Below are 22,897 nucleotides of genomic sequence, written 5' to 3' on the forward strand. Positions count from 1 at the left end.
AGCATTTTAAACTCTAGGGAATTTATTTTGAAGCGCTTCTTCCACTTCGGGTGGAACTAAATCTACAACAGGCCCATGAAACCGGGCAATTTCTTTGACAATGCTCGAGCTCAAATAGGAATATTGGGGCTTCGAGGTCATAAAGAAAGTCTCCACATCCGAGTTAAGCTTGTGATTCGTTGACGCCATTTGAAGCTCGTATTCAAAATCAGAAACAGCCCGAAGACCGCGCACAATCAGGCGCACATTGCGGTGCTTCATGTAATTCACCATCAAGTCTCTAAACCCATCCACCTCTACATTCGGCAGATCCTTCGTCACTCTGCGGATAAGCTCCATTCTTTCTTCTAAAGTGAACAGAGGGTTTTTGGATGTGTTATTCAGTACGGCAACAATGAGCTTATCAAACACCTTCGCTGCTCTATGTATAATATCAAGGTGGCCATATGTCACAGGGTCAAAACTTCCCGGGTATACAGCTACTGTAATGCCGTGTTCTTGTTTCATCATGCTGTCATCTCCTCTCAAAAGCCTATTCATCCCCTACAGATTGCTTGTAAATCGTAACAGCGGTATCTCCATAGTCCGCTCTTCTTTGTTGCTTGAATCCGCCTATGACGTCGTCTAGAACATCCTTCGCGTCATGCTCTACGACAATCGTGGTATTCGCCTCAACGATAGCTTGTACTTCCATCGCGTTGATCAGATCCACGATTACTTTCATTTTATATGGCGGGTCTAGAAAAACCAATTGGAACTGCTGCTCCCTCTTAGCTAACGCCTTCAGTGCCCGAGTCGCATCTGTTCGGTAAATCTCGGCTTGATCCTTGAGACCGGCCATTTGCAGATTATGCTGGATCGTATCGATACTCTTCTTCTCGATATCAATGAAGATCGCCTTATCCATCCCGCGGCTCAGCGCCTCAATGCCTAGCCCGCCCGTACCTGCGAACAAATCGAGAACCTGTCCTCCATCAAAATAAGGACCGATCATACTGAAGATCGCTTCTTTCACTTTATCCGTTGTTGGTCGTGTGCTGATACCGGGTACCGACTTTAACGACCTGCCTTTGGCAGTGCCTGAAATCACTCTCATCTTGCGCTTTTCCCCTTCTGACTGGTTCATTCTTTTGCTATCGTACCACAAGCCCTATTCTGACACAAAAATTTTGTGCCTGCCATGTATAAATTTCCTGTAAAACGGTCATCCTTGAACTATCGACATCAGAGAATGTCGTAGACAACCGCGGAGAAGACTTACGTTTCCCCATAAGCTCTTCGTCCGGTTTCTCCTCTCCCATGAGACGGCCTGTAAAAGGGCCGTCGTATTAATTTAATATGACAGTTTTCTGTAACCCTTATGAAATAAGGGTTTCTTTGTGTATAACAGGATGAATAATTCATATGTACAGAGAGTATTTTTGACCCTTGGTGACCAATTGGTGACCAAATTTAATTATATAGAATAAATAACCTCATATAAGACCCGATAAACCACAATTGAAATTTGCAAATATAATTATTTAACCTTGGCCGATAAAGCTCTGATTTGGTATACTCAGCGGCACATCTTCCCATCCTCGAATAATTTTAATGGTATCAGTATTCCATCCATCCCAAATGATAAAGTTCTGTTCTGCCAGTTTACCAAGAACAAATTTAATCTCTTTTTCATATTTCCCGGTTTTTGTACTCAGTTCATTGAAAGATGGCATATATCCGCGATGTTTGTTGGAATAGTTCCAAAGAATGCGTAAAATCTTTCGTTCGATATCTCGAAGCAAAATGATCACCTCGTAAATATTATATGCGAACAAAATACGAACAACAATAAAAGCCTAAGGAAATTCCCTAAGCTAATCAAAAAATATGTGTTAATTTTGCCTATTCCTTAGTTTATTCACGAATGGAACATCAGCAAGAGCAAAATTATAATTGCTCATTTCGTCTATTGTTACCCATCTAATATCATCGTGATCTACCGGTATCATTTCGCCACTAGGAATTTCCACTTGGGTTTTTGTTTTGTTTCTTCATTAAAGATGAGATTGAGAAACTGAACCAGTTGAGTCAGGCTGATTACATAACGTTAAAATAACTTCATGTAAAGGTACATGTAATGCGGTTGTGAGTGGCGAGATATATGTTCGGATATGCCATCGTGTTATAAATAAAGCTACGTTAATTTACAATGTTGCTAACAAGGAAATATAGTCAATAGACATCAGGAGAAGGCTGCCGACAGAATAGAACGGCAGCTTTCTCAGCTATCGTACAGATTAGTACAAGAAAAAATTCTTACACTTAGTGGTCGATTCTGATACATATAAGCCATCTTTGATCGTTTACAAGAGGACTTTCCCCTAACAATAAGCTCGATAATTATTTGTCTTTAGCAATTTCTTTTCTGTTCGGAGCAATAGGAGGCTGTTCTAGCCACTTATGCTTTATCATGAGATCAAACCATTTTTTTGATAGTGTTAGGTCTTTAAGAATTATTCTCTCATAATCAAGAATTAGATCAGTCCTCATAGAACCAGCAAGTCCTAGTCCATGATATCCTTGAGATGTTAGAAACAAAAAACCAGTGTGATACATGATAAGTTTATCTGAAAACGGTGAATCTGTAGAATCGGTTATTTCAGTTTCCCAAGACATTGGAACAGGTAAATTATCATCTTTTAGTTTCTTACTTAGTGTTTGAATGTGGTCATTTGACGTTTGAACTGCATCTGTTAAAAATTCCCTTATGTCTTTGGATCCAGCAATTTGACTAAATGCAATTCCTAGAGTCTTTGCCATAATACTTTTCTTGAGGTTGAGAGAAATATTACCGATTTCTATGGCTGAAAGAGGACGTTTATCTCCCCAAAAACCATCAAGATATTTTTTACTATCAATAAACTCTGGGGTTGAACGGGGGAAAAAATATGGATCTCTTTGAAAATGCCCCTTTTCAAGTAATAAATCAACGGTACGCTGGTACATATTTTTCCCATCTGTCAAACAGGAATCAAAAAAATCTCTTAAATCTTTTCTAACTGATGTAGTAAGCGAAAATACGTGACCGTTTAAACCATGTATTGACATAAGATATAAATAATCCAAGCAAAAAATATCCGAAAATAATCTTTTTATGTTGGGATTGGTATCTATATCTGTAAACCCTATGGGTAATGGAAATCCATCATTAAGAATAAAAGTAGAAACCTGCTGCATTTGATTCTCAGTTATTTTGATTGCATCGTCAAAAACTCCTCTTATTGATGTATCTTCTATAATGGAAAGCATATATTTATTTACACAATTCACCATCGTGCCATTTACGTATTGCCCCCACAAAGCTCCGATTTCCGTCGATGTTAGTTTTAATTGAGTTTTGTTCATATCTCCGTCACCTCTAAAATAATTTATCCAAATAGTGATAAGAATATCAGACTTCAACTGATCGTAATTTATTACTTTCGGATCGGGTGCACGTCCAATATTTGAACTCATACTATTCCTAAAGACATGTGGGGCCAGATAACATTTTCTATAACATCCCCATTGGGTCTTCACGTTCAACGATAAAGATAACTTTTAAATTTTTCCCTTGCGTAAAATGATGTCGCTTCTTAATAAATAAGAAAACCCATTAGCGGTCAGCTATTGTTAAATATTACCGGCCTTTAAGAAGCCGCAAGCTTGCTTTCTTTATTCCAAAACCCCAGTGTTAAGAATACTAATTTTAACTGATGGCTTGATGCTGATCTTTGGATATTGTTCGCGCCAATTCATAGCTTCAAACACCTTCGGATGATAGGCTGCAACTTCATGTCCAAGCTGTAAGTAATCGCAGTTGGCCTTCTGTAAGGTTGTAATCACGTTAGATGCTTTAGTAGATATATCATCCGCGATTTCCTTTTCCAGTTCCTTGAGAACTTTGTTCGTGTGTTTCTTATATTCATGATTTCCATCCTCAACTAATTTAAGATCCAGTTTTAAAGTGATCTCAATTTCGTTGATGATGTTGTCATTCGTGCTAATATGGAAATCTCGTTTGGCATTCTGTACCAGGACGGTATTTTTTTTTTGTCTGTATTACCAACGATCAGCTGATTATTGCCCAATGCACCATCCATCAGATAGGCTAGCTGTGTTTCCTCATTATTCAGATTGACGCCTGTATACTTCCCTTCACTAAACAAGGATGTACCTGCTAGACGAGCCCCGTTGCCATATGGTTCGAACCGGTTGAGGGCGAAGTCGTTAATGAATTCGGCTCCACCGAGTATATAGTGGATTAATTTGTTTGAAGGGATTGTTCCTCTCTTCTTTTCCTCATCCAATAAGCCTACCAGAAATTCCGATACAGTCTGATCATTTATTTTCTTCGTAGCCAGCAGCTTCGAAATATCCCCGTCAAACACAGCTAGATAGCCGTATAATGGATTGGCAATAAATTGGCCGGCAATATTCAGATAGTCCAGCGGCTTATCTTTAGCGAATTCTGAACTTATTAGAAATAATCTGGTCTCCAGTACAGAAAGGACGCCTGGTATTTCCTTGTATGTGTTTGCCACCGCATCATAGAGATTTTCACCAGTTGACCCAATGTATAAGTTGTTCGGATTGCCTCCTCCCTGACTTGCATTTTGAAGCGAAGAAATCAGAAGGCTTATCTTGAGTTGCTTACTGTCACCCTCATAATCAATCCCGATAACGTCGACAAAAAGCATCTTCTTCAATTGAACCTGATCCCAGCAGCCTGACAGCAGCAAGCAAATGATTAACGATGGAATCAATCTCTTCATATCTTGCTCCTTCTGGTGCCTCTTAACGAGAGATCATTAGTAGGAAGACTGGCAGAAAGACGATTAAAATGATGGACAGTTTGTCCTGAATCGTGGAAAACTGCATAATGGCGCTACGCTTCGTCATTTGATGGAGCGTTCTTTCTTTAAATCCACCCCAAGCAGATATAGCCTATTTTCACTGCCGCGATGCAGCACGGCTTTACCGTACATGATTGCCTGAACTGCTTCCTCCAATTGCTCAGTTTCAGCATAGTCGAGAATCGACACGACGTCACGGACCGCGTCCTGCGGACGGAGAAGCAGCGGCTTCAAAATAAAATCTTGAACGAGGGAGGAATCAATCAACGTGTCGAAATAAAACAGTCTATATTCTGTTCCTCCAATAAACAGCATTTTCGACTGAAAGTCGCTTTGTTCAGAGAAAAGCTGTTTGAAATATTGCTCAGTCGCTTCAATCGATGGACCTGACTTCACACATTTCCCCTCCCTTCATCACAGTTTACTTTAACCCAGAATTCCAAAAATATGTAATTGCTATTAGGAAAAGTGATGATGTAACCATAATCTCCCGAAGAGAGGTTGCTAATCATTGACTTTATGCATACCGTTGCGGATGGGAGAAGACTTCAATTTAATAGGGCAGCAATTGGTTTGTTTGGGAATTGGATCATGGTTGTTGATACCGATTATTACCCTTGGTATTTACAGGTTTTGGTTGTTCATTGCTTTAAATAATGGAAGTCGAAGTATACAACATTCAAATAAAAAAAGCCCTCACTCCTTTTATTTTAAGGAAAAAGAGCTTTAATCATCTAAATGAGTCCTTTACGATGAATGATAGTGATCAAACTGTAGAAATCATGGCTTCTTCCATCCGGTGTGTCGATCAGCCCAGAACACACAGCTTCTGAAACAGCATTTTGTGCCCACTCAGGAACTGGCATACTTGCTTTCTTTTCTAACACATTTATCTTCTCATTATGCGCCTCTGCTGTGTTCAATAGTGTTTGAATTTGTCCTTTTAATTCCTCAATTTCTCTCAGTATATTATCAGCCTCCTGATCAAATAGTTGTAACCAATTACTCTCAATGATACCGAGTACTTTTGCGGCATATTGAGGATCGGTCGCGTATCCTGCATCTTGTAAGGCATTTGCTGCCCCTGAATAGTCCCTTACAGAACATCGATCAAAGAATCCTGCATTTCCGTATCTCGGATTCTCTAGTAAAACTTCGAATGATCCGTAATGCTACCAAGCCAATCCTGATATGATCTAAAACCTGCATTGATAGTCACCCACTGACCATTGATAAATTCTTTTGTTGCCTGGGTCGTTCCATTGCCTTTGATACCGAAGAGATTGTTACCGGGAGCCGACTGCCCCCACGCACTTTCAAGAGCTGCCTGAGCAATTGTAATACTTGCAAGCACACCCGTATTAATCATATCATTGACTGCTGCAGGGGCAATTTGCTCAATAAAACTTTGTTTGGTCATTTCTGAGATTTTCAATAAGAGATAATCCTTCGCGGCCGGCATAAAAATAGATTGCCAAAGTCCTGAAAATTGGTGCATCTCCACCGATGAACTGGTCGATTTTCACAGCTAGAAAAACTACAAGCAGAACTATCCCTTTACGAACCCCACCCCAAAACATGATTTCACTGTCCACAGTTCTTCCTTTAATGGCTCCGAGAACTCCGGTCACATAATCAGCAATCATCAAATAAACGAGAAGTTGAATCGCAATATACCCTATTCCCTTCTGTAATCCGAAAATGTTCCGATAATAACTATCCTTGTATATGTCACCCAATAAACTCGTAGCTCCAGTTTGGCGCTTTGCGGTGAGCAATTCGACTTGTTGCCTCATTTGTATCTGCAATGCTTCTAACCGACTCATACTGACGCGAATACTCGCATTTTCTAGTTCCTTCATCCATCGTTGGTCGATGGCATTTTCTCGTCCAGCTTTGATGTAATCTTCTAAAGACCATTTGAGTTCTTTTAATTCACCAGCTTTAAGCATTTGACGAGCGGTAACTAAATCTACGCTGTTATTTTTGGCAAAGCGCTGATAGAACACATCAATATCTTTTTGAATAGAAGACATTGCTTTGCCGTATTCGCGCTTCATGTTCTGGACGTATGCCTCACCTTTCGCCAGCTGCGCTTCGTTGAGAAGCTCCATAAGCTGAGCCCAATAATCAGCTGACCTCATAATGGTTTATCAGCAATTTTTGTCTCATAAGCAAGATCATCAATCGCTTTCTTCCTATCAGCTTCCAGTCTCTTCATTTCATCCTGCGCATTGGTCACCCATGGATGATTGGCGACAATCGCTCTTCTGAAATTACACCCACGCTGTTCTTAGCATTTGTGATGGTATCCATCTCATTGATTAGGATATCTCGGTTCAAGATGAAATCGACGGTTTCCCCTGAGTAGTCTCCATTTCCGCTGTTTGCAAGGTGTGTATCAATGAACCATCGAAGCTGCTCGAGGCTTGCCTGAAATTCTGTTTCTATATCATTGGCGTCCAGGTCCAAGTCTTGATATAAAAACTTTAATGCAATGCCACTCGGGCTGTTTCCAAACTTATCTGACTGCGTATCCACGCCGCGTCCGAATTCATAAATATCTTTTCGATTCATATCTTGATGTGTTTTGTAAGCTTCGGTATTGATGTCTAAGGAGAGCGTGTCAACTGCTCCATCATCCATAACCTTTACCGCACGAAACACTGAGAGATTGCGTCGGAATTCGCCGAGATCTTGTCCATCGTAATTTTTTATAACATAGATGCTGTTCGGTAAATCATCCAGATTATTCGAGTTATCGCTTTCTTACGTAATCATCCACCAAAGCTTGAATGAATTTAACCAAGGGCAGCTCGTCTTCATGGTATTTAAAGCAGACAAAAGGAACTCGCGCCCAATTCAACGGAATTTCATTGTCGACTCCTTCAACTAATGTGAAGTGGGTCCCGTTATCCACCGAATCAAAGTCTGGTGTCATACCAACACCATCAAGAACGTATCTCTTCACACCGGTTGTATCCCAGAACTCGATTTTCTTGATTACTTTCTTCGTTTTACCTTCAAAAACTCAACCTCGTAAACGCGAATAAGTGCATCCAGCTCGGTGTGGGCAGCATCCCGCCATAAAGGAATACACTCCTCAGCGGGGATTCTTTTAAGTGATAAAACGCCTGCAGGACTGTAATAAATATGGACCCAAGCTTTCCCCTTATTAATTGCTTCACGGCCAACCGATTGTAATAAGCGCAAAAAAGACTTATTAAAGAATTCCTTTAACAAGTCTTCATAAGCTGTATTTTCTGTTTGAATGCTCAATGGTTTACTAAGTAAATAGCCGACCTTCTGATCAACCAACTTCCGAACAAAACCATGCGGTAGCTTGTTGTTTGCCAGATTGACTGCTTCGATTAAGGCACCGCCCTCACCAATTGTCATCCGCTTATATTTTAAGACATCATTATCTAATCCATAATACTGTTGTCCGATTAACATCAGCTTACGTAGTGGATCTTTCTGCCAATCGCTAATTTCCCCCTCGTAGTGTTCATCAAAGATGTAGATCTTCTTCAATTCCTTATTAACTAGGGCAGCCACAAAAGCACTCGGGTCATTGGTGTAACCAAAGTCCAAACCGAAAATGGCTTTGTAGCCTGGCAGCTTTGCGATGTCTCGCCATTCGAACTCTTCTTCACACCAGTTCTCAAAGATGGCCCTTCCGCAATCCCCCAGTCACCCTCGCCTTCAACGCGGTAGCGTTTGGGCTTATGCTTCCGCATCCATTCGAATAACTCCCGGTCGTCGTCTCCCAGGAACTCGTTGCATTGAAATGTAGTCGTTAGGGCTAATGTATTAGGATTTGGCACATCAAAAAAACGCCGCTTCAACCAATGTCGTTCATTCCAAGGGTTAAAAGTCAGCGTCAATTGTTCGAAATATCCTTCCGGCAGCTCACCACGGATGGACATATCGATCTTATCGAAGTCATCCTCATTTAATATCTGGTAAGCTTCTTCAAACCAAGCCCAGCACAAATAGCCCGTATCCACTGTAATCGAGGTGATGGACATCGGGTCATCAAGGCCGCGGAATAGGATCTTCTGGCCGGTGGGCTTATATGTAGCCTCGAGTGGGCTTTTCTTGAACTGCCATAAATGCGCAACGCCTAATCGACGTGTTGCCCATTTAAGCTGCGCGAAGGTCGAATCTTTGTGTGCATTGAAAGTTTTCCGAATTACAAGTACATTCGCAAGCGGCAGTTTCATCATGTGATAGATATGCCATAAAGCAGCTGTAACACTTTTCTTAGATCCACGTCCACCTTTAATTACACGATAACGGCCGCGGAAACGCCAGAAATTCACATACCCCTTACCAATGGTCTGCTGCAGGCTTACTTCACTCATGCAAGTCATCCTTAAACACGACTGGATCCACAATATTATTGTTGTTCAATGTGTTAACTTCGGCTTGGAGCTTCTGAATTCTAAGATCACGCTCAGCATCTACAAAGCGGTTCTTTAATTCAATGGCCTTTAACTTCTTATCCTGAACCCTGGTCAATGCTTCCTCCAGACAAAGCAGATCATCAATCACTCTAATATCTGATTCCTCAATCTTCGTCGTAACCAGCTTATCTATCGGAACTACAACACTCTTGGTTAAACCACTCTTTTCATCATGAACGGTTTGAACATCCTTTACAGTGATTCTCTCCTGCAGGACCTTACGCTGTTTTTCTGATAATGCGTTCCTAAGGTTCTGAATCCGCTGCAGCACTCGACGTTCCCTTATAGAAAGAAGTGTGATTGCTTCATCCGCTTGTCTAATCGGATCAGTCTCCACCTGGGGAGCCAGCTCTTGTTCATCTTCTTCAAGCGTATCCATCCAGATGGATTCGAACTCTCCGGTAGTGACTGCCTTCTTATTACCAAATGGGCCACCAGTTACCAAGAGCATTTTTACTTCCTTTCGGAGCTCCGCCCTTATTACCGACTGCATTTTTATTACCTAAAAGAGCGCCAATTCGTTTAGTAACGTTACCTTTCTTTTCATTAGTAACGTTACCTTTTAATGAAGCATCCCATTTGTCCTGGCTCTTCCATTTACGGATCTGAGTTTCTCCAAGTCCGAGCTCTGCAGCAAGGTCCTTGAGCTTCATCTTTTCGCCGCTACCAAGCCAAATTTGTTTGGCTTTCTCCCTGTTGGGACTGCGTTCTCTTGGCATTACATATCACCCACCTCCGGAATTGTTTATTGAGATGATAAAAATTAACATACTCGTCGATATAACCTAAAAATTCTACAGTTGGTTATAAATGGCTCACCAAAAAAGATTAAAAGAATAAATTATAACAGAACTACATACAAAGGAGGTTAATGTATTGTGTCACAAGCAAATATACCTAATATTTCACCTAATATTTCCGTAACGCGTGATGAAGCGATCAATTTATTGCTTTCATCGATAGCCATGGAAGAGCTTGGATTAAGCCATATACTCAATGCGGAAGGTGAAAAACTCCAATATGTACTCGGAACATTGCCAGGATTGACGGGACCGCCGGCGACAATCAGTGATATATTATTAATAAATGACAGTGTAAAAAGTACGATTAATGCGGTATCTAGGAAAGAATTCCTTCTGCAATCCAAGTTGGAAAGCATTCTTGAGACCCCAATCTCTGTAGGAGCCACAGGCCCTGCGGGTCCTACTGGTCCTACTGGCGGACCTGCTGTTGGTCCGACAGGTCCAACGGGAGCGCAGGGAACTGCAGGAGCAACGGGAGCAACGGGAACCGCAGGTGCAACGGGTGCAACAGGAACCGCAGGTCCAACAGGTGCAACGGGAACTGCAGGAGCAACAGGTGCAACAGGAACCGCTGGAGCAACGGGAACTGCAGGTGCAACGGGAGCAACGGGAGCAACGGGAGCAACGGGAACTGCAGGTGCAACGGGTGCAACAGGAACCGCTGGAGCAACGGGTGCAACGGGAACTGCAGGTGCAACGGGAGCAACGGGAACCGCGGCAGTATCAAATTTTGCTGATTTTTTTGCGCTGATGCCTCTTGATAATGCTGCAACAGTTGCTCCCGGCACCGACATAAGCTTTCCCCAAAATGGTCCTACGAGCGGGACTACAATTACTCGCACGGGTCCCAGTTCATTTAACTTAACAGCAATTGGCACATATCAGGTCTTGTTTCAGGTGAGTGTGACCGAAGCAGGCCAACTGATTTTAACTCTCAATGGCGTTGACCTAGCCTATACGGTGGCCGGGCGAGCAACGGGTACTTCTCAGATAATAGGAATGGCTCTTGTACAAACAACAGTTATCAATTCAATACTCACTGTACGAAACCCCGCTGGCAATCCCGCGGCACTAACCATCACTCCTGTCGCTGGAGGAACAAGGCCTGTTTCAGCACATCTCGTTATTACGCAATTGGCTTAGTGATTAATACTACGTAAAGTCGTTCAAATGACATGGCTGACTTGCGATCGACCAAGTACTTGGGCATAACATCATGAAAAGCCGGTTTCCATCCAGGGAAACCGGCTATTATTCATTCAAGTCTGCGATAATGGATCCATTGTCGTATGAGAACTCATTTCTACAAGCTCTTGTAGACTTAATTAGTAAATTTGTGTTCGCCATTAAATTAACTGTACTCGGTACTCAAGATCTAAAAAATCTACTCCTCCTTCTGAAGCTCCAAATCAATCTCAATCAGCTTCTTCAGATCCTCAACCGACTTGATCTCGATGCGGCCATCCTGGAAATCCTTTACCCAGCGAGCAATGCCGGCTTGTATGATTTTACGGTACTTTGACTTGGATTCTAGGATGCCTTCGATCAGTGCGAGTTCATGCTTGAGCAATAATTCTTCATTTTCCCTGTTCGTATTTCCATCTTTCAATTGCGAACACTCCCAACATTCGTTAAAATGAAAAAGAGATCATGCGTTCGTATGACCGTGGCCACGGCAAACATGATCTCACCGGGAGTGTTCCGGTGCTTGAGAAGGGCGTTAACGCGTCCTTCTTTTTTTTACGATAGATTCCACTTCTTGTATGCCTATTTTTTCCATAAATGGTCCTTAGTCTAGCTAAATATGGCTAGTAGTCCATCCCGAAATTAAAATATTTACGTACAATAAACCATCTCTATAGGGAGGTGTCATTATTGAGTTGCTTTGATGATAAGAAACAGTGTAAAAAGAAAACAGTAATTGTTTGCCCTCCGAAAGGAAAAAGAAAGAAGCGTCGGCTTCGAGTTATTAAAAAAATTGTACAGGTATCATGTCCCCCACCTAAAGTGAATGTGACAACTCCGACGGTTGTTGGCCCTCAGGGACCTCAAGGTCCTGTTGGTCCTGCCGGTGGACCTCCGGGACCTCAAGGACAGATAGGACCTCCCGGACCTCAAGGCCCTGCCGGTACACCAGGTGGACCTCCCGGACCTCAAGGACCACGAGGACCTGCCGGTCCTGCTGGCGGCCCCCAGGGACCAATAGGACCACAAGGGCCGCAAGGAATACCTGGACCGGCTGGAGCATTGGGGGCACAAGGGGTTCCTGGACTGGTTGGCCCAATGGGACCACAGGGTCCAGCTGGCTCAGAAGGACCTGCGGGACCAAGAGGACCGGCTGGAGGAGAACCTGGACCAAGAGGACCTGCGGGACCAGCCGGACCAAGAGGATTTGAAGGTCCAGCGGGACCAAGAGGACCTGCAGGGGCGCAAGGACCACGAGGAGAAGCTGGAGACGAAGGACCCCAGGGTGACGAAGGACCCCAAGGACCTGCAGGTACGCCAGGAGCTCAAGGAGCAACAGGAGCTCAAGGACCTGCAGGAGCAACTGGAGGACAAGGACCTGCAGGTACGCCAGGAGCTCAAGGAGCAACAGGAGCTCAAGGACCTGCAGGAGCAACTGGAGCACAAGGACCTGCAGGAGGAGCAACAGGAGCAACAGGAGCTCAAGGACCTGCAGGAGCAACTGGAGCACAGGGACCTGCAGGAGCAACTGGAGCACAAGGACCTGCAGGAGCAACTGGAGCACAAGGACCTGCAGGAGGAGCAACAGGAGCAACAGGAACTCAAGGACCTGCAGGAGCAACTGGAGCACAGGGACCTGCAGGAGCAACTGGAGCACAAGGACCTGCAGGAGCAACTGGAGCACAAGGACCTGCAGGAGCAACTGGAGCTCCGGGACCAGGAGGTGGGGGATTAATTCCATTTTCAACGGGCATCATCCTCAGTGGCGCTACAGTAGTATCAGCTGCTCCGATTTTAATGGGATTTGGTAACCATACAGTTCAAGTTATTAACGCTGGTGGACAATCAACAAGTCCACCCGAATCAGGTGGTTTTGCCTTCCCAATCCCCTTTAATGGTACCGTTCAAAATTTACAAATAAGTGCAGATTTATTGGTTGCATCTGTGGTTTCTATCAATACTCTCGGTCTTGTATATGTTTTTACAGTATTCCGCGCACCGTCAGCTCCTAATAGTGGGATTGATCATCTTTCTTCACCTTACTTGACAACTGCGTTAACTAGTTCGGTTAGATTTGGTTTTCCAAATAATGTAATTACAGCCGGCACTTTCCGCTCGGCAACGAATATTAATCTTGGCTCATTAGGAGTTTCTGCAGGGGATCGTATTGGTATTCGTGTAAGGACACTTGCGTCGACAGATCCCTCAGCAGCGGATGTCACCCAACTATCGTTTAGCGCCAGTCTATCTTACACTCCTTCTTAAGTCTCTATATTTTAATTAGCTATTTGTTTCATGGGTAGGTTATCAGAAGACATTTCACGCTTTTAAGCATATATTACTGCTCCTCTCTCTGTTAACCGATGGAGTAGCACTGGCACATCCTAGCCAGTGTTACTCCATGGTTACTTCGAATTAAATACCATAGAAATAGACATTTATGCAGCTTCTGCCCGAATTAATAGAACAGGCTCAATCCCCGTCCACTCATAAAACCTCTTCTTGATTACGTCACAGAAGACTGGATCCAGCTCTAACGTCCTAAAAGTCCGCTCCATCTGTTCACATGTAATAAGCGTTGAACCGCTGCCGCCAAAGAAATCCAAAACAACATCACCACATTGGCTGCTGTTTCCGATCGGTATCTGCAGGAGCTCCAGCGGCTTCTGTGTCGGATGAACATACTTTGTGACATCTCCCCGGGAGACTTCCCAAATCGTCTCGGGCACCGGCTGCTCCTGAGGCAAACCAGCCTTCCAAATAGTCGTCTGCTTCCGGTCCCCGTACCAAGCCGGCGACTTACCTTTCAAATGTGCATAGAACACTGGCTCATGTTTGTAACGATACTGAGACCAACCAAAGGAAGTAGCATTCTTTGACCAAATGCACTGCGACCTTACAACAATGCCGGCCGAGTTCATAGCGTCCTCAAACTGCCGTTGGTAAGAAGAAGGATGAAATACATAGATAGCTGCCTTTGGGTCCATAACCGAAGCGTAACAAGAAAAAACAGAATTCAAAAAGCCCGCAAACTCCTCTGCGGGCATATCGTCATTCATAATTGTTCCTCGACCATCTGCGGCCAGCCTGGCCGAATCGCTCTCTACTGCTACATTATAAGGTGGGTCCGTCACAACTAGCGACGCCTTGGTGCCCTCCATGAGTTTCTGCACATCTTCAAGCTTGGTTGCATCGCCACACACCAAAAGATGCCTGCCGAGCTGCCACACATCGCCATATCGTGTCTCAGGTTCCTTTATCTCATCCAAAGCGCGCTGAACATCGAATTCATCTTCCTGGACCGGAGTGATCAGTTCAGTGTCTGAGTTCAATCCTGGTAGCAGTTGATTTAGCTCGTCCATTTGAAAGCCAGTCTGTATTGACAACTCTTCGAGTGAATAATGTGCAGATAGCTCCTCCAGCAACGATGCAAGCAACTCGTCATTAGTCCGACCACGCAAATGGCTCAGGCTAATCGTTAAGAGCTTTGACTCCTCATCAGAGGACTCTACGATGACACAAGTAAGCTCGGTAAGTCCAGCCTCCTTAGCCGCTCTCCAGCGCTTCTCACCCTTAACGATCGTCATATCACTTCGGACCAGGACGGCTGCAGCACGCCATGCTTCCGGATGCTTTCCACCAACGATCGATAGATATAATCGTCCATTTCATTTGGGTTCCAGCCATTTGGATTCAGTTTTTCAATTGGAATGGTTTCGATTCTCAAAACACTTTGGGTTTTCAATATTAAACTTGCTTTTAGGTACAAATACATAATTTTTACTTCTTAATGATTTAACCTGTATCTCTGAATAAATCCCTTGCCCATTCTTTACAATAAAATCAATACCTCTATCATCTACTTCTGACGAAAAGACCTCAAGACCATACGAAGCAAACTCCATTTCAGCAAAGCATTCTGCATATTTTCCAAGTTGTAGATGATTAAGGTTTTAACCAATTTGTATTTGGCATTTTCGATTCCACCCTATTTTTGAGTATATGATACTTTCATCTCAATTAATTAAATTACTTAGCACATCGCTTAACTTATTATAGTTGTTCTCCATAATAATAATATTATGGTATGGCTATTCACTTGTTAATTCACTAATAACATTTTTCTTTTTTGCTGAGTTTAAAAAGAAATTTATCGTTACAGATTTAAAACCCTTGTTCCTTATATTATCTATACGTTGTATATCTTCTCTAAGTATCTTTGTAGGTACATTTTTATATGCTTTTACAGATATCAACAACTCAATACTGTTGTTCTTTATCAATAAAATATCCGGGACCTGCTCCTTCCATTCTTCCCTTTAAATCTACTGGTTGTCTATATACTAAATTCACGGTTTTTTTTAACAAAATGATAATGTATCATCCTATGAGTGAAAAATTCTGATAATCCGGTTAAATTCTCTGATGTCCCACAAATAAGTTTATGTTCTTTTAGAAATTCAAAGTAAATATTAGCGTAATCATGACATGAAATTGAACTAATATTATTTTCTATATGAGTTTCTAGCAATCGAAATATTTCTTTAATCATTTTATTATCTCCTCAAAATTATTAAATTGATGATTCGACAATAGTAATAACCTATCCCACAAGGAATAGGTTACGCATTTATCTTAGATTTGGAAAGAATACAATATTGGCCTGTTCATATCTATAGAATGGGTTCTCTTCATCCCAAGTGTCATCCAGCTTCATTGTTGGCAATTCATCATCTTCTTGTTTAGTCACAGTGCATACATAGTAATGTTTCTTTAGATTTTCAAAAATAAATTCTTCATTTAAATTACCTTTTTCTAAGGCTTCAGCAAATTTTGAAATATATAAATTTTTGGGCACCATATGTTCAAATTTAAGTTTATTTCTAACACTCACACCCGATTCAATCAAATACTTTGCTTTTTCAGTGATAAAATCAGAAATGCTGTGCTTACCATTAAACACATTTTTTTGTCTATAATAGCTCTCGGTTAAATAATATAAATCTTCACCCACACCTTTTGCACTCAGATGGTACCTATTAAGTGTTTTATCTTTTATATTATTTTTCAGCTTGAGTACATCATAAAGATTTTTACTAAGATGCCTAATGTATTCATCTCTTTCTAAACTTGAAGAATGACTCTTTTTGTAATTACCTTTTTTAAGAAGTATCCAGCTTCCACTACGTACAGTTTTTCTTGGTCACCACTTGGTGACCAGTTGGTAACCAACTGATTCAAAATTCATCTGGTCAGCTCACTTTCATTCCGTTAAGTGATGAAATAAACCAGTAAAATCAAGGGTTTTCCAGACTGTAACAGAATCAATAAAAATGCTTTTCTCTCTTCTCCCATGAGACGGCCTGTAAAAGGGCCGTCGTATTAATTTAATAGGACAGTTCTAAAATTACCTTGATACATCAAGGTTTTACATATATAACAGACCAATAAATATTGAGTGGTACAGGCATAAAAAACATATAAGGGTACCGATAAGGTACCAAATAAAAAGAATTAGATCTAATTACAATTAAATTAACCATAAATTAGAATGCTGTCCTTAGGAGCAGGTTCTCATTATTGGATTCCAGGATACCTTCTTTTTTTGTCTTGATTAAAAATGAAAAAGACCGCCAAATCAAGAGGTGGTCTTCATATTTGTTATTGAGTATTATGCTTAAGCCAATAAAACAAAAAAACGCAATTCCCGCGGCAATTACTGAGATCATGTTCTTGTCACTCGACAATGCTTGATTGGTTCTTCGTTCCGATACGTCTGATCTTGACTACCACTTTAACATCGAGGTTAATGTTTTCATATTGACGCTGCCACGCTTCTTTGGTCTTGACCTGCTTGTTCCAATAACCAGGTTGTGTAGCACGCACATATTCACCGAAACCGAGAATGTCGCTACCATCCATCTGGGTTTGCTGAATGAATTTTTCAAACCCTTGTTTGGCATTTCTTTGAATTTTGACCTCTAATTTTTCAAGACTTTCATTAGTAATGCTGAAATTCTCGTCTGATTTTTCCTCTATATCCCCTTCCATCTGACAGTTTATTTTGACGTGTACTTTTCCATTTTGGATGGTTGTGGTTATTCTCGATGTCCGATGTACCGCTTTAAATATAACCGTTGTGCCACTGGGTAATTCATGCATAACACTATACCCACCAGGGTTAATCTCTTTAATCGACATATAATGGCCGATCTGCAGGGCATTTGAAGTGCCCACCATTTTATCGTCTCGAAAATAAGCCAATCCAGAGATTTCGATATTGGACTCTTTCTTTAATTGCACATAAGGAACCGAACCTTCCTGTCCTTTAGCCGAAGATTGACTGAAAAACACTCCTAAGAAATTGTTAGGAAGCTTGCCCATTTCTCTGGCATGATCCAACGTGGCGAGCAAGTATAGTGTAGGTACCCTTTCCAATTGAGGCATGGCATTCATGATATCCGCTGCTTCCCCTTTTGAGACAACCATCCAGACCGTTCTTCGAACTTGTGGCTGACGGCGAAAGAAATCATTTTCGTTCTGAATCCCTTTTTTGGCGACAGCTTCCGAGAGCACAATGACCCGCAAATGACCATAGAACAACCGATCTGCGAGCTGCTGCTGTAAATTCATTAAACAATCCTCAATAGTATATCCAACACTGGATAATACCCAAACTGGGTTTTCTCCGCGTGGACTGCTATTTTCGCTGCCCGTACCGAGAGGAATCCTTCCTGGAACGGCAATCTGGACCGTGATCCGCAGTAAACTCTTATTTGCTATAGGATGCTGATTTAGAATATGTGTTGCATTATTGGTTTCCTTCTCATCACCAGGCTTTGCTTCATCGATGCCAATTGCTAAAACGACAGCACGATCTTCAATTTCTAGGCGATCCCAGCATCCCGAAAGAAAAGGAACAATCAACAGGAATACAAGAATCTGATTAATCAGATTTTGCCACAAGTTGATCACCCCGACTTTTTTCGAATCATCTCCACAACCAATTTGGCCTCGGGATGATGAGTGGTTTATTTTCAAATGATTTAATTTTCAATTCATTCCCTTTGAAGTATTTTTATCCAAATTTAGGATTCTATGCGTAAGTTGTGCTTTTGAAAGGTGATTCAATAAAATAGCTCCTGTAGTTCATTTCGAATCTTAGGAGCATATCATTTTATTATTTATTTCTTTATCCAATTATTTGTTTTTCGACTTCAGCCCGATTCAATAGAACAAGCTCAATCCCTGTCCACTCAAAGTACCGCTTCTTAACACACCACGCTGGCTGCTATTCCCGATCGGAATCTGTAAGAGCTCCAGCGGTTTTCTGTGTCGGATGAGCATACTTTGTTACATCACCCCGCGATACTTCCCAAATTGTCTCAGGCTCTGGCAGCTCGTGAGGCAGTCCAGCCCCAAATGGTCGTCTGCTTTCGGTCTCCGTACCAAGCTGGAGACTTACCTCTCAAATGAGCGTAGAACACAGGCTCATGTTTATATCGATACTGAGACCAACCAAAAGAAGCAGCGTTCTTTAACCAAATGCACTCCTTCGTTAGAATAGATATGAGATCATTCGTTCGTATAACCATGGCCACGGCAAACATGATCTCACCTGGAGTGTTCCAATGCCCTATGAGGATGTTAGATCGTCCTTCTTTTTTTAGCTCATTTATGATCTAGATTGATATTAGGGCATCGAAAAGACCGCCAAATCAAGAGGTGGTTTTATATTTGTTATTTAACTAACGTTCTGCGTTAGCGAAACAAACAAGGAAGTTACCCCAGTTTCTCAGCATCCCGTTAAGATTAAGGATTATCAACGAGAAAAAACGGCCTGTGTTCGCATCTGTTTCGCGATAGGACCGTTTTTGTTGTTCTCAGTTAGATTAAGAAATTACCATACAAAAGCTGATGTGATGATAACTAAAAGAATAAAAAGAACCAAAATAGCTGCTGCGTTGTTACCATAACCTGCACAACTACCACCATAACCTACTGCTCCCATGTGTACTCATTCCCCTCGGTCGTGATTTTTCATTACGGTATAGATTATGTTCTTTAACTAGTGAGTGATTGGACGAATGTACCAAGTTGAGTGTTTGAATGGCCCGCATTCATAATAAAGAATCCGGAATGTCGGTGACGGCAGCTATGTTGGTGCTTGTGAATTTGTACCACTGGATGCCCGATCTGCATGTTTCAAAATGCCGAGCAATTAAATTGAACAGAAACTGAGAATTAGTATTATCTTGTTCGCCTCATTCAGTACCGGGTTAAATACCTTTTTATAACACCCAGAAATAATAACCGCAAATTCCCGCTATGTGCCCACGCATTATTTTTAAACTTGAATCTTATATATTAAGCCCCCAGCAGCTTACTCATGTCATGTCACCTTCAATTATCATAAAAAAGTCACCCTGAGATTAAGGGTGACTTTTTTTATAATGCCCGTATTTACTTTGCGGCCCATCGAAGGTAAGCGCTGAGGAACACACAAATGGTAGCAGCTAAGAACTTAAATTGAGAAATTTTTCATTAATGGCATGATAAACGAAATGGCACCCATTCCAAGCTTCATGAAGCTGCCCATGTTGCTAAATAAACCGCCTACCCCAGCAGTGTTAGGAGCTGCACCTTGACCAAGCCCACCAAACAATCCACCAGATGAACCTCCTCCAAGCAATCCTCCAAGCCCTCCGCCACCTAACAGCCCAAGCATGCTACCCAAGCCACCTAAACCAGATATATGCGCGTTAGATTTCCCTTTTTTCTTAAAAATCTTTTGATTTCCTTTGAATCCTTGAAGAATAACTTGTTCGGCTGCAATTTCCTTCAGAATGCCATAATAGAAAGACCCATCTTTAAGAACTACGTATACCGGTGTTCCTAAGTTAGCTTGTGCTTGTGCTGAAATAGTGGCCGACGCACCAACTAAAGCTTTTTGTCCTTTATTCACGCGTTTGTGTTTACTTTTGGACCGATGTAAAGTTTTCATACTGGTCACTCTTCCTTCTAATCATCATAGTTATTCTTGCCATCATATGTTGAACAGACAAGTTCGGACTATGCGCTTAGGACATAATTTATTTATTATTCGAATGCGTTTAATCAACACGTGCATATTTCTAACGAAAAAACGATGGCTATGAAAGCGCATCGTCGCAAGCCTGTCATTCCTCTAATGACAAAACTCATTCTCGAATTGTCTGTAGGTGTAATCACCGTCATATCAGGACGTATTGCATTGGCTACCGTCCTCCATCTCAATTGAATTATACAGCTTCAACCCGATTTAAAAGAACAGGCTCAGCCCCGTTCCACACATAGAATCTCTTCTTAATAACGTTACAAAAAACCGACGCAGTGTGTTAATATAAGTTGCGGGAACGTATGTTCTATTCCGCGTGATTCTTACTAGGAGACGGGGGATCTTTTTTATTTTTCCCGTGAACTGACCTTAAAGCAGATGCCAGGCATAATATTTTCCCACTTCCTGACATATGATTTGTAGAGTTACATTTAAACTTACCGTTGGGAGAGTGATGCAATTTGAGATCCCTCAAAACAAAAGTATTTTTACTTCTTGCAAGTTCTAGCTTAATGGTTCCGAGCGTCATTAACGCCGCAACCGAGACTATAACTACACCAGCTCACACGTATAAGAATGGCATTATTCATACTTTTGTCCATGGCATATATGTTCCTGGCAACTATATAAATGTTGATGAAAACACAGTGGCAGCATATATTCCCGGAGGGGTGGGAGTAATTGTAGTCGATAAGGACGCTGTTTTACCCGAAGGTTCCAAAATCTTAAAGTAGATAAAACAAGTAATTTTGAGCATCGGGTCTTCACTCGATGCTCAATTTATGTCTCTCCTCAAAGCTCTGTCGGAATTACTGCTCTAAACTTTTAAATGGAAAAAATTTATAAGCTATACTTTCATCATAATTTTATTTTTTATCTGTTTGTATGTTTCACTTTTCAATAAGTGCAAAGTATCGATTGAGCGAAGCAAATGCAGCCATGCTATCTAACGGCTTGATTTTCTGTTCATCTTCTACCGAATCGCTATCGATCTCAGCAGCCGAAACACCTGGCGGCCGTTCTTCCTCTATACGTAGTGCAACACCATATTCATTTCGTTTAACCTATAAAAACTCTTTAAAGTCATATGACAAATATTCAAACGCCGGGCCATATCCACCTAAAATAAAGTTCTCCAGCTCGTCTTTGCCAATTTGAATGCCCTTCTCATCTTTACCCGGAACAGGCTCCTGTGTATCTTGATCCCCAGGTTTCGGTACCGAGTTTTGTCATTCAAGAACTTAAAAAGCTTTTATGATCAAAGTAAAAATGATCGTGGTATACATCTGCTACTCTCCTCATTAACCAAGGCGTCCATGCCAAAATCATATCCAACCGGCTAGGTCACTCCAATATTTCTACAAGCATGAATGTGTATGGACATGCTATTCAATCTGCAGATCAAGCCGCGGCGAGCAATTTGATTCATTCTTTCCGGACAAAAGCTAAAACTCAGCAGAGCCAAAGGGAATAAATGTGAGATGTAGAATATACACAACATGAAAGAAATTTAGTTTTGTTGTTATTTTTGAGGAGGAAATAGATGAGGATCTTTAAAGGAGTAAGTATACTCGCCCATTATTATTAGGCTTTATTGTTGAGGAGATTGGTTCAGTGATTGGTCGATTCATTCTTGTTTTTGTTCTTGTTAAAACAACTCCTACTACTGTGCATGATGCTCCAGGTTTGATTTATTCAAATATTTCTTATCTTTTGATTGCACTCATAATCGCATTGCTCTGTAGTTATTTGGGTGGGTTTATTACAGCCAAAATTGCGAAAACTGCCAAAACTAAAAATGCTCTGATAGTTGCCTTGTTTTTTGAGTTCTTTATCTATAATCCACTTGTTGGAGAATCAGCCTTTCCGATCTGGTACCTCATTTTGCTTCTCATCTTGAATATCCCAGCGGCTGTATTAGGGGCTAAGGTAGCCAAAAACAAGCTGAAACCAAGCTCTGTTTAGACTCCTACTCATACGACTAATACAGTTTTGAAACATAAAAAGTTGGGGACGAAAAAGCACTTTCTCTCTACTATTTCCATCCATTGTATATCCTTTGTGTCTTATTAAACGAAAATATATAATTTTTAATTTTACATGCATAAGAATACCTTCCACTCCAAATGATATGATTACACCAACAAAAGGAGTGATTTTTTCCATGGCAAACAACAGCACATTAGTGGTTCCTCAAGCAAAAGCAGCTTTAAATCAAATGAAATATGAAGTAGCTCAACAACTGGGAATTCCGCTTTCACCAGACGGTTACAATGGAAATCTCGCGACTCGCGATGCAGGCTCTATTGGTGGCAGTATTACGAAACGACTGGTACAAATGGCTGAACAGCAACTCCAAGGCTTTCAACGTTAAGCTTTTAATTTAAAAGCAAGCTTGCAAAAAAAGACTTCTAGTCACCTAGCCTCCTCCAGGTGTAATGAAGTCTTTTTTATTTGGATACCGAA

Annotated in this window: 28 protein-coding genes and 2 pseudogenes; 6 read left to right on the forward strand and 24 right to left on the reverse strand. The window is 41.6% G+C overall.

The annotated features are described in order from the left end of the window. Window positions 1-6: 6 nt before the first annotated feature. The 16 genes and pseudogenes from coaD to AC58VC_RS09485 form a co-directional block, all read right to left on the reverse strand. Entirely contained in the window at window positions 7-510 is a 504-nt protein-coding gene (gene coaD, locus AC58VC_RS09410) for a pantetheine-phosphate adenylyltransferase (RefSeq protein ID WP_497368540.1), read from the reverse strand. A 22-nt stretch (window positions 511-532) separates the two neighbouring features. Beyond that, a complete protein-coding gene (rsmD, locus tag AC58VC_RS09415) occupies window positions 533-1,096 on the reverse strand; it encodes a 16S rRNA (guanine(966)-N(2))-methyltransferase RsmD (RefSeq protein WP_497368541.1) in 564 nt (187 codons plus the stop codon). 427 nt (window positions 1,097-1,523) lie between these two features. Next, window positions 1,524-1,784 carry a hypothetical protein gene (locus tag AC58VC_RS09420; RefSeq protein ID WP_497368542.1) on the reverse strand — a complete coding sequence of 87 codons (261 nt, stop codon included), beginning with the start codon at window positions 1,782-1,784 and terminating at the stop codon, window positions 1,524-1,526. A gap of 598 nt (window positions 1,785-2,382) precedes the next feature. Continuing rightward, window positions 2,383-3,387: a DUF3231 family protein gene (locus AC58VC_RS09425; protein WP_497368543.1), complete on the reverse strand. Its 1,005-nt coding sequence runs from the start codon at window positions 3,385-3,387 to the stop codon at window positions 2,383-2,385. Window positions 3,388-3,696: 309 nt separating this feature from the next. Beyond that, window positions 3,697-4,059, reverse strand: coding sequence for a Ger(x)C family spore germination C-terminal domain-containing protein (locus tag AC58VC_RS09430; protein WP_497369006.1), 363 nt, complete (start codon window positions 4,057-4,059; stop codon window positions 3,697-3,699). Further along, on the reverse strand, window positions 3,984-4,796 hold the full coding sequence (locus tag AC58VC_RS09435; protein ID WP_497368544.1) for a Ger(x)C family spore germination protein: 813 nt from the start codon (window positions 4,794-4,796) through the stop codon (window positions 3,984-3,986). Before AC58VC_RS09435 ends, AC58VC_RS09430 begins: the two co-directional genes overlap by 76 nt. A gap of 123 nt (window positions 4,797-4,919) precedes the next feature. Further along, window positions 4,920-5,273, reverse strand: coding sequence for a spore germination protein (locus tag AC58VC_RS09440; protein ID WP_497368545.1), 354 nt, complete (start codon window positions 5,271-5,273; stop codon window positions 4,920-4,922). 338 nt (window positions 5,274-5,611) lie between these two features. Continuing rightward, on the reverse strand, window positions 5,612-5,800 hold the full coding sequence (locus AC58VC_RS09445) for a hypothetical protein (protein ID WP_497369031.1): 189 nt from the start codon (window positions 5,798-5,800) through the stop codon (window positions 5,612-5,614). Window positions 5,801-5,938: 138 nt separating this feature from the next. Continuing rightward, window positions 5,939-6,375 (reverse strand): annotated as a pseudogene (locus tag AC58VC_RS09450) (glycoside hydrolase family 73 protein); the annotation flags it as partial. Further along, on the reverse strand, window positions 6,275-7,021 hold the full coding sequence (locus tag AC58VC_RS09455) for a phage holin family protein (RefSeq protein ID WP_497368546.1): 747 nt from the start codon (window positions 7,019-7,021) through the stop codon (window positions 6,275-6,277). The pseudogene AC58VC_RS09450 and the gene AC58VC_RS09455, both read right to left, overlap by 101 nt. Before the next feature lie 94 nt (window positions 7,022-7,115). Continuing rightward, window positions 7,116-7,625 (reverse strand): phage portal protein, encoded by a 510-nt coding sequence (locus tag AC58VC_RS09460; RefSeq protein WP_497369007.1) that lies wholly within the window; start codon window positions 7,623-7,625, stop codon window positions 7,116-7,118. 10 nt (window positions 7,626-7,635) lie between these two features. Next, window positions 7,636-7,848, reverse strand: a complete 213-nt coding sequence (locus AC58VC_RS09465; protein WP_497368547.1) for a hypothetical protein — start codon at window positions 7,846-7,848, stop codon at window positions 7,636-7,638. Between the two features lie 32 nt (window positions 7,849-7,880). Next, window positions 7,881-8,411, reverse strand: a complete 531-nt coding sequence (locus AC58VC_RS09470; RefSeq protein ID WP_497368548.1) for a phage portal protein — start codon at window positions 8,409-8,411, stop codon at window positions 7,881-7,883. An 11-nt stretch (window positions 8,412-8,422) separates the two neighbouring features. Beyond that, the gene (locus AC58VC_RS09475; RefSeq protein WP_497368549.1) at window positions 8,423-9,244 is read right to left on the reverse strand and encodes a PBSX family phage terminase large subunit; all 822 of its coding nucleotides are present in this window, start codon (window positions 9,242-9,244) and stop codon (window positions 8,423-8,425) included. Further along, a complete protein-coding gene (locus AC58VC_RS09480; protein ID WP_497368550.1) occupies window positions 9,237-9,797 on the reverse strand; it encodes a hypothetical protein in 561 nt (186 codons plus the stop codon). Before AC58VC_RS09480 ends, AC58VC_RS09475 begins: the two co-directional genes overlap by 8 nt. Beyond that, window positions 9,766-10,065: a phage terminase small subunit-related protein gene (locus tag AC58VC_RS09485; RefSeq protein WP_497368551.1), complete on the reverse strand. Its 300-nt coding sequence runs from the start codon at window positions 10,063-10,065 to the stop codon at window positions 9,766-9,768. Before AC58VC_RS09485 ends, AC58VC_RS09480 begins: the two co-directional genes overlap by 32 nt. A gap of 159 nt (window positions 10,066-10,224) precedes the next feature. Between AC58VC_RS09485 and AC58VC_RS09490 the strand changes: the two genes are divergently transcribed. Then, the gene (locus AC58VC_RS09490) at window positions 10,225-11,292 is read left to right on the forward strand and encodes an alpha-helical endospore appendage domain-containing protein (protein WP_497368552.1); all 1,068 of its coding nucleotides are present in this window, start codon (window positions 10,225-10,227) and stop codon (window positions 11,290-11,292) included. 241 nt (window positions 11,293-11,533) lie between these two features. Here the strand turns inward: AC58VC_RS09490 and AC58VC_RS09495 are convergent, their stop codons facing one another. After that, window positions 11,534-11,758, reverse strand: a complete 225-nt coding sequence (locus AC58VC_RS09495) for a hypothetical protein (RefSeq protein WP_497368553.1) — start codon at window positions 11,756-11,758, stop codon at window positions 11,534-11,536. Between the two features lie 666 nt (window positions 11,759-12,424). Here AC58VC_RS09495 and AC58VC_RS09500 point away from each other — a divergent pair. Next, window positions 12,425-13,069 carry a hypothetical protein gene (locus AC58VC_RS09500; protein ID WP_497368554.1) on the forward strand — a complete coding sequence of 215 codons (645 nt, stop codon included), beginning with the start codon at window positions 12,425-12,427 and terminating at the stop codon, window positions 13,067-13,069. Between the two features lie 62 nt (window positions 13,070-13,131). Then, the gene (locus AC58VC_RS09505; RefSeq protein WP_497368555.1) at window positions 13,132-13,599 is read left to right on the forward strand and encodes a hypothetical protein; all 468 of its coding nucleotides are present in this window, start codon (window positions 13,132-13,134) and stop codon (window positions 13,597-13,599) included. A 173-nt stretch (window positions 13,600-13,772) separates the two neighbouring features. Here AC58VC_RS09505 and AC58VC_RS09510 read toward each other — a convergent pair whose 3' ends face one another. From AC58VC_RS09510 to AC58VC_RS09540, 7 genes are all read right to left on the reverse strand, one after another. Further along, complete coding sequence (locus AC58VC_RS09510) at window positions 13,773-14,921, reverse strand: DNA methyltransferase (protein WP_497368556.1); 1,149 nt, start codon at window positions 14,919-14,921, stop codon at window positions 13,773-13,775. Beyond that, the gene (locus AC58VC_RS09515; RefSeq protein ID WP_497368557.1) at window positions 14,918-15,061 is read right to left on the reverse strand and encodes a hypothetical protein; all 144 of its coding nucleotides are present in this window, start codon (window positions 15,059-15,061) and stop codon (window positions 14,918-14,920) included. Before AC58VC_RS09515 ends, AC58VC_RS09510 begins: the two co-directional genes overlap by 4 nt. Window positions 15,062-15,964: 903 nt before the next feature. Continuing rightward, complete coding sequence (locus AC58VC_RS09520) at window positions 15,965-16,348, reverse strand: hypothetical protein (RefSeq protein ID WP_497368558.1); 384 nt, start codon at window positions 16,346-16,348, stop codon at window positions 15,965-15,967. Window positions 16,349-17,070: 722 nt separating this feature from the next. Continuing rightward, complete coding sequence (locus AC58VC_RS09525; RefSeq protein WP_497368559.1) at window positions 17,071-18,309, reverse strand: Ger(x)C family spore germination protein; 1,239 nt, start codon at window positions 18,307-18,309, stop codon at window positions 17,071-17,073. A 410-nt stretch (window positions 18,310-18,719) separates the two neighbouring features. Continuing rightward, window positions 18,720-18,929: a hypothetical protein gene (locus AC58VC_RS09530; protein ID WP_497368560.1), complete on the reverse strand. Its 210-nt coding sequence runs from the start codon at window positions 18,927-18,929 to the stop codon at window positions 18,720-18,722. Window positions 18,930-19,234: 305 nt separating this feature from the next. After that, a complete protein-coding gene (locus AC58VC_RS09535) occupies window positions 19,235-19,345 on the reverse strand; it encodes a YjcZ family sporulation protein (protein WP_127455728.1) in 111 nt (36 codons plus the stop codon). A 513-nt stretch (window positions 19,346-19,858) separates the two neighbouring features. Beyond that, entirely contained in the window at window positions 19,859-20,338 is a 480-nt protein-coding gene (locus tag AC58VC_RS09540; RefSeq protein ID WP_497368561.1) for a hypothetical protein, read from the reverse strand. 1,372 nt (window positions 20,339-21,710) lie between these two features. Here AC58VC_RS09540 and AC58VC_RS09545 point away from each other — a divergent pair. The 3 genes and pseudogenes from AC58VC_RS09545 to AC58VC_RS09555 all read left to right on the forward strand — a co-directional run. Further along, window positions 21,711-21,905: pseudogene (locus AC58VC_RS09545) on the forward strand (site-specific integrase); the annotation flags it as partial. Window positions 21,906-22,045: 140 nt separating this feature from the next. After that, window positions 22,046-22,396, forward strand: coding sequence for a hypothetical protein (locus AC58VC_RS09550; protein WP_497368562.1), 351 nt, complete (start codon window positions 22,046-22,048; stop codon window positions 22,394-22,396). A 199-nt stretch (window positions 22,397-22,595) separates the two neighbouring features. Beyond that, entirely contained in the window at window positions 22,596-22,805 is a 210-nt protein-coding gene (locus AC58VC_RS09555) for an alpha/beta-type small acid-soluble spore protein (RefSeq protein WP_127450781.1), read from the forward strand. The last annotated feature ends 92 nt before the right edge of the window (window positions 22,806-22,897 follow it).

The organism is Paenibacillus sp. J22R67, assembly GCF_059692175.1.

Coding starts and splice junctions, on each gene's coding strand:
- AC58VC_RS09475 (WP_497368549.1), bottom strand. CDS start 9,244: ATGAGTGAAGTAAGCCTGCAGCAGACCATTGGTAAGGGGTATGTGAAT.
- AC58VC_RS09455 (WP_497368546.1), bottom strand. CDS start 7,021: ATGAGGTCAGCTGATTATTGGGCTCAGCTTATGGAGCTTCTCAACGAA.
- AC58VC_RS09510 (WP_497368556.1), bottom strand. CDS start 14,921: ATGACGATCGTTAAGGGTGAGAAGCGCTGGAGAGCGGCTAAGGAGGCT.
- rsmD (WP_497368541.1), bottom strand. CDS start 1,096: ATGAGAGTGATTTCAGGCACTGCCAAAGGCAGGTCGTTAAAGTCGGTA.
- AC58VC_RS09435 (WP_497368544.1), bottom strand. CDS start 4,796: ATGAAGAGATTGATTCCATCGTTAATCATTTGCTTGCTGCTGTCAGGC.
- AC58VC_RS09530 (WP_497368560.1), bottom strand. CDS start 18,929: ATGGTTATACGAACGAATGATCTCATATCTATTCTAACGAAGGAGTGC.
- AC58VC_RS09540 (WP_497368561.1), bottom strand. CDS start 20,338: ATGAAAACTTTACATCGGTCCAAAAGTAAACACAAACGCGTGAATAAA.
- coaD (WP_497368540.1), bottom strand. CDS start 510: ATGATGAAACAAGAACACGGCATTACAGTAGCTGTATACCCGGGAAGT.
- AC58VC_RS09555 (WP_127450781.1), top strand. CDS start 22,596: ATGGCAAACAACAGCACATTAGTGGTTCCTCAAGCAAAAGCAGCTTTA.
- AC58VC_RS09485 (WP_497368551.1), bottom strand. CDS start 10,065: ATGCCAAGAGAACGCAGTCCCAACAGGGAGAAAGCCAAACAAATTTGG.
- AC58VC_RS09535 (WP_127455728.1), bottom strand. CDS start 19,345: ATGGGAGCAGTAGGTTATGGTGGTAGTTGTGCAGGTTATGGTAACAAC.
- AC58VC_RS09425 (WP_497368543.1), bottom strand. CDS start 3,387: ATGAACAAAACTCAATTAAAACTAACATCGACGGAAATCGGAGCTTTG.
- AC58VC_RS09505 (WP_497368555.1), top strand. CDS start 13,132: ATGGGATTTGGTAACCATACAGTTCAAGTTATTAACGCTGGTGGACAA.
- AC58VC_RS09480 (WP_497368550.1), bottom strand. CDS start 9,797: ATGCTCTTGGTAACTGGTGGCCCATTTGGTAATAAGAAGGCAGTCACT.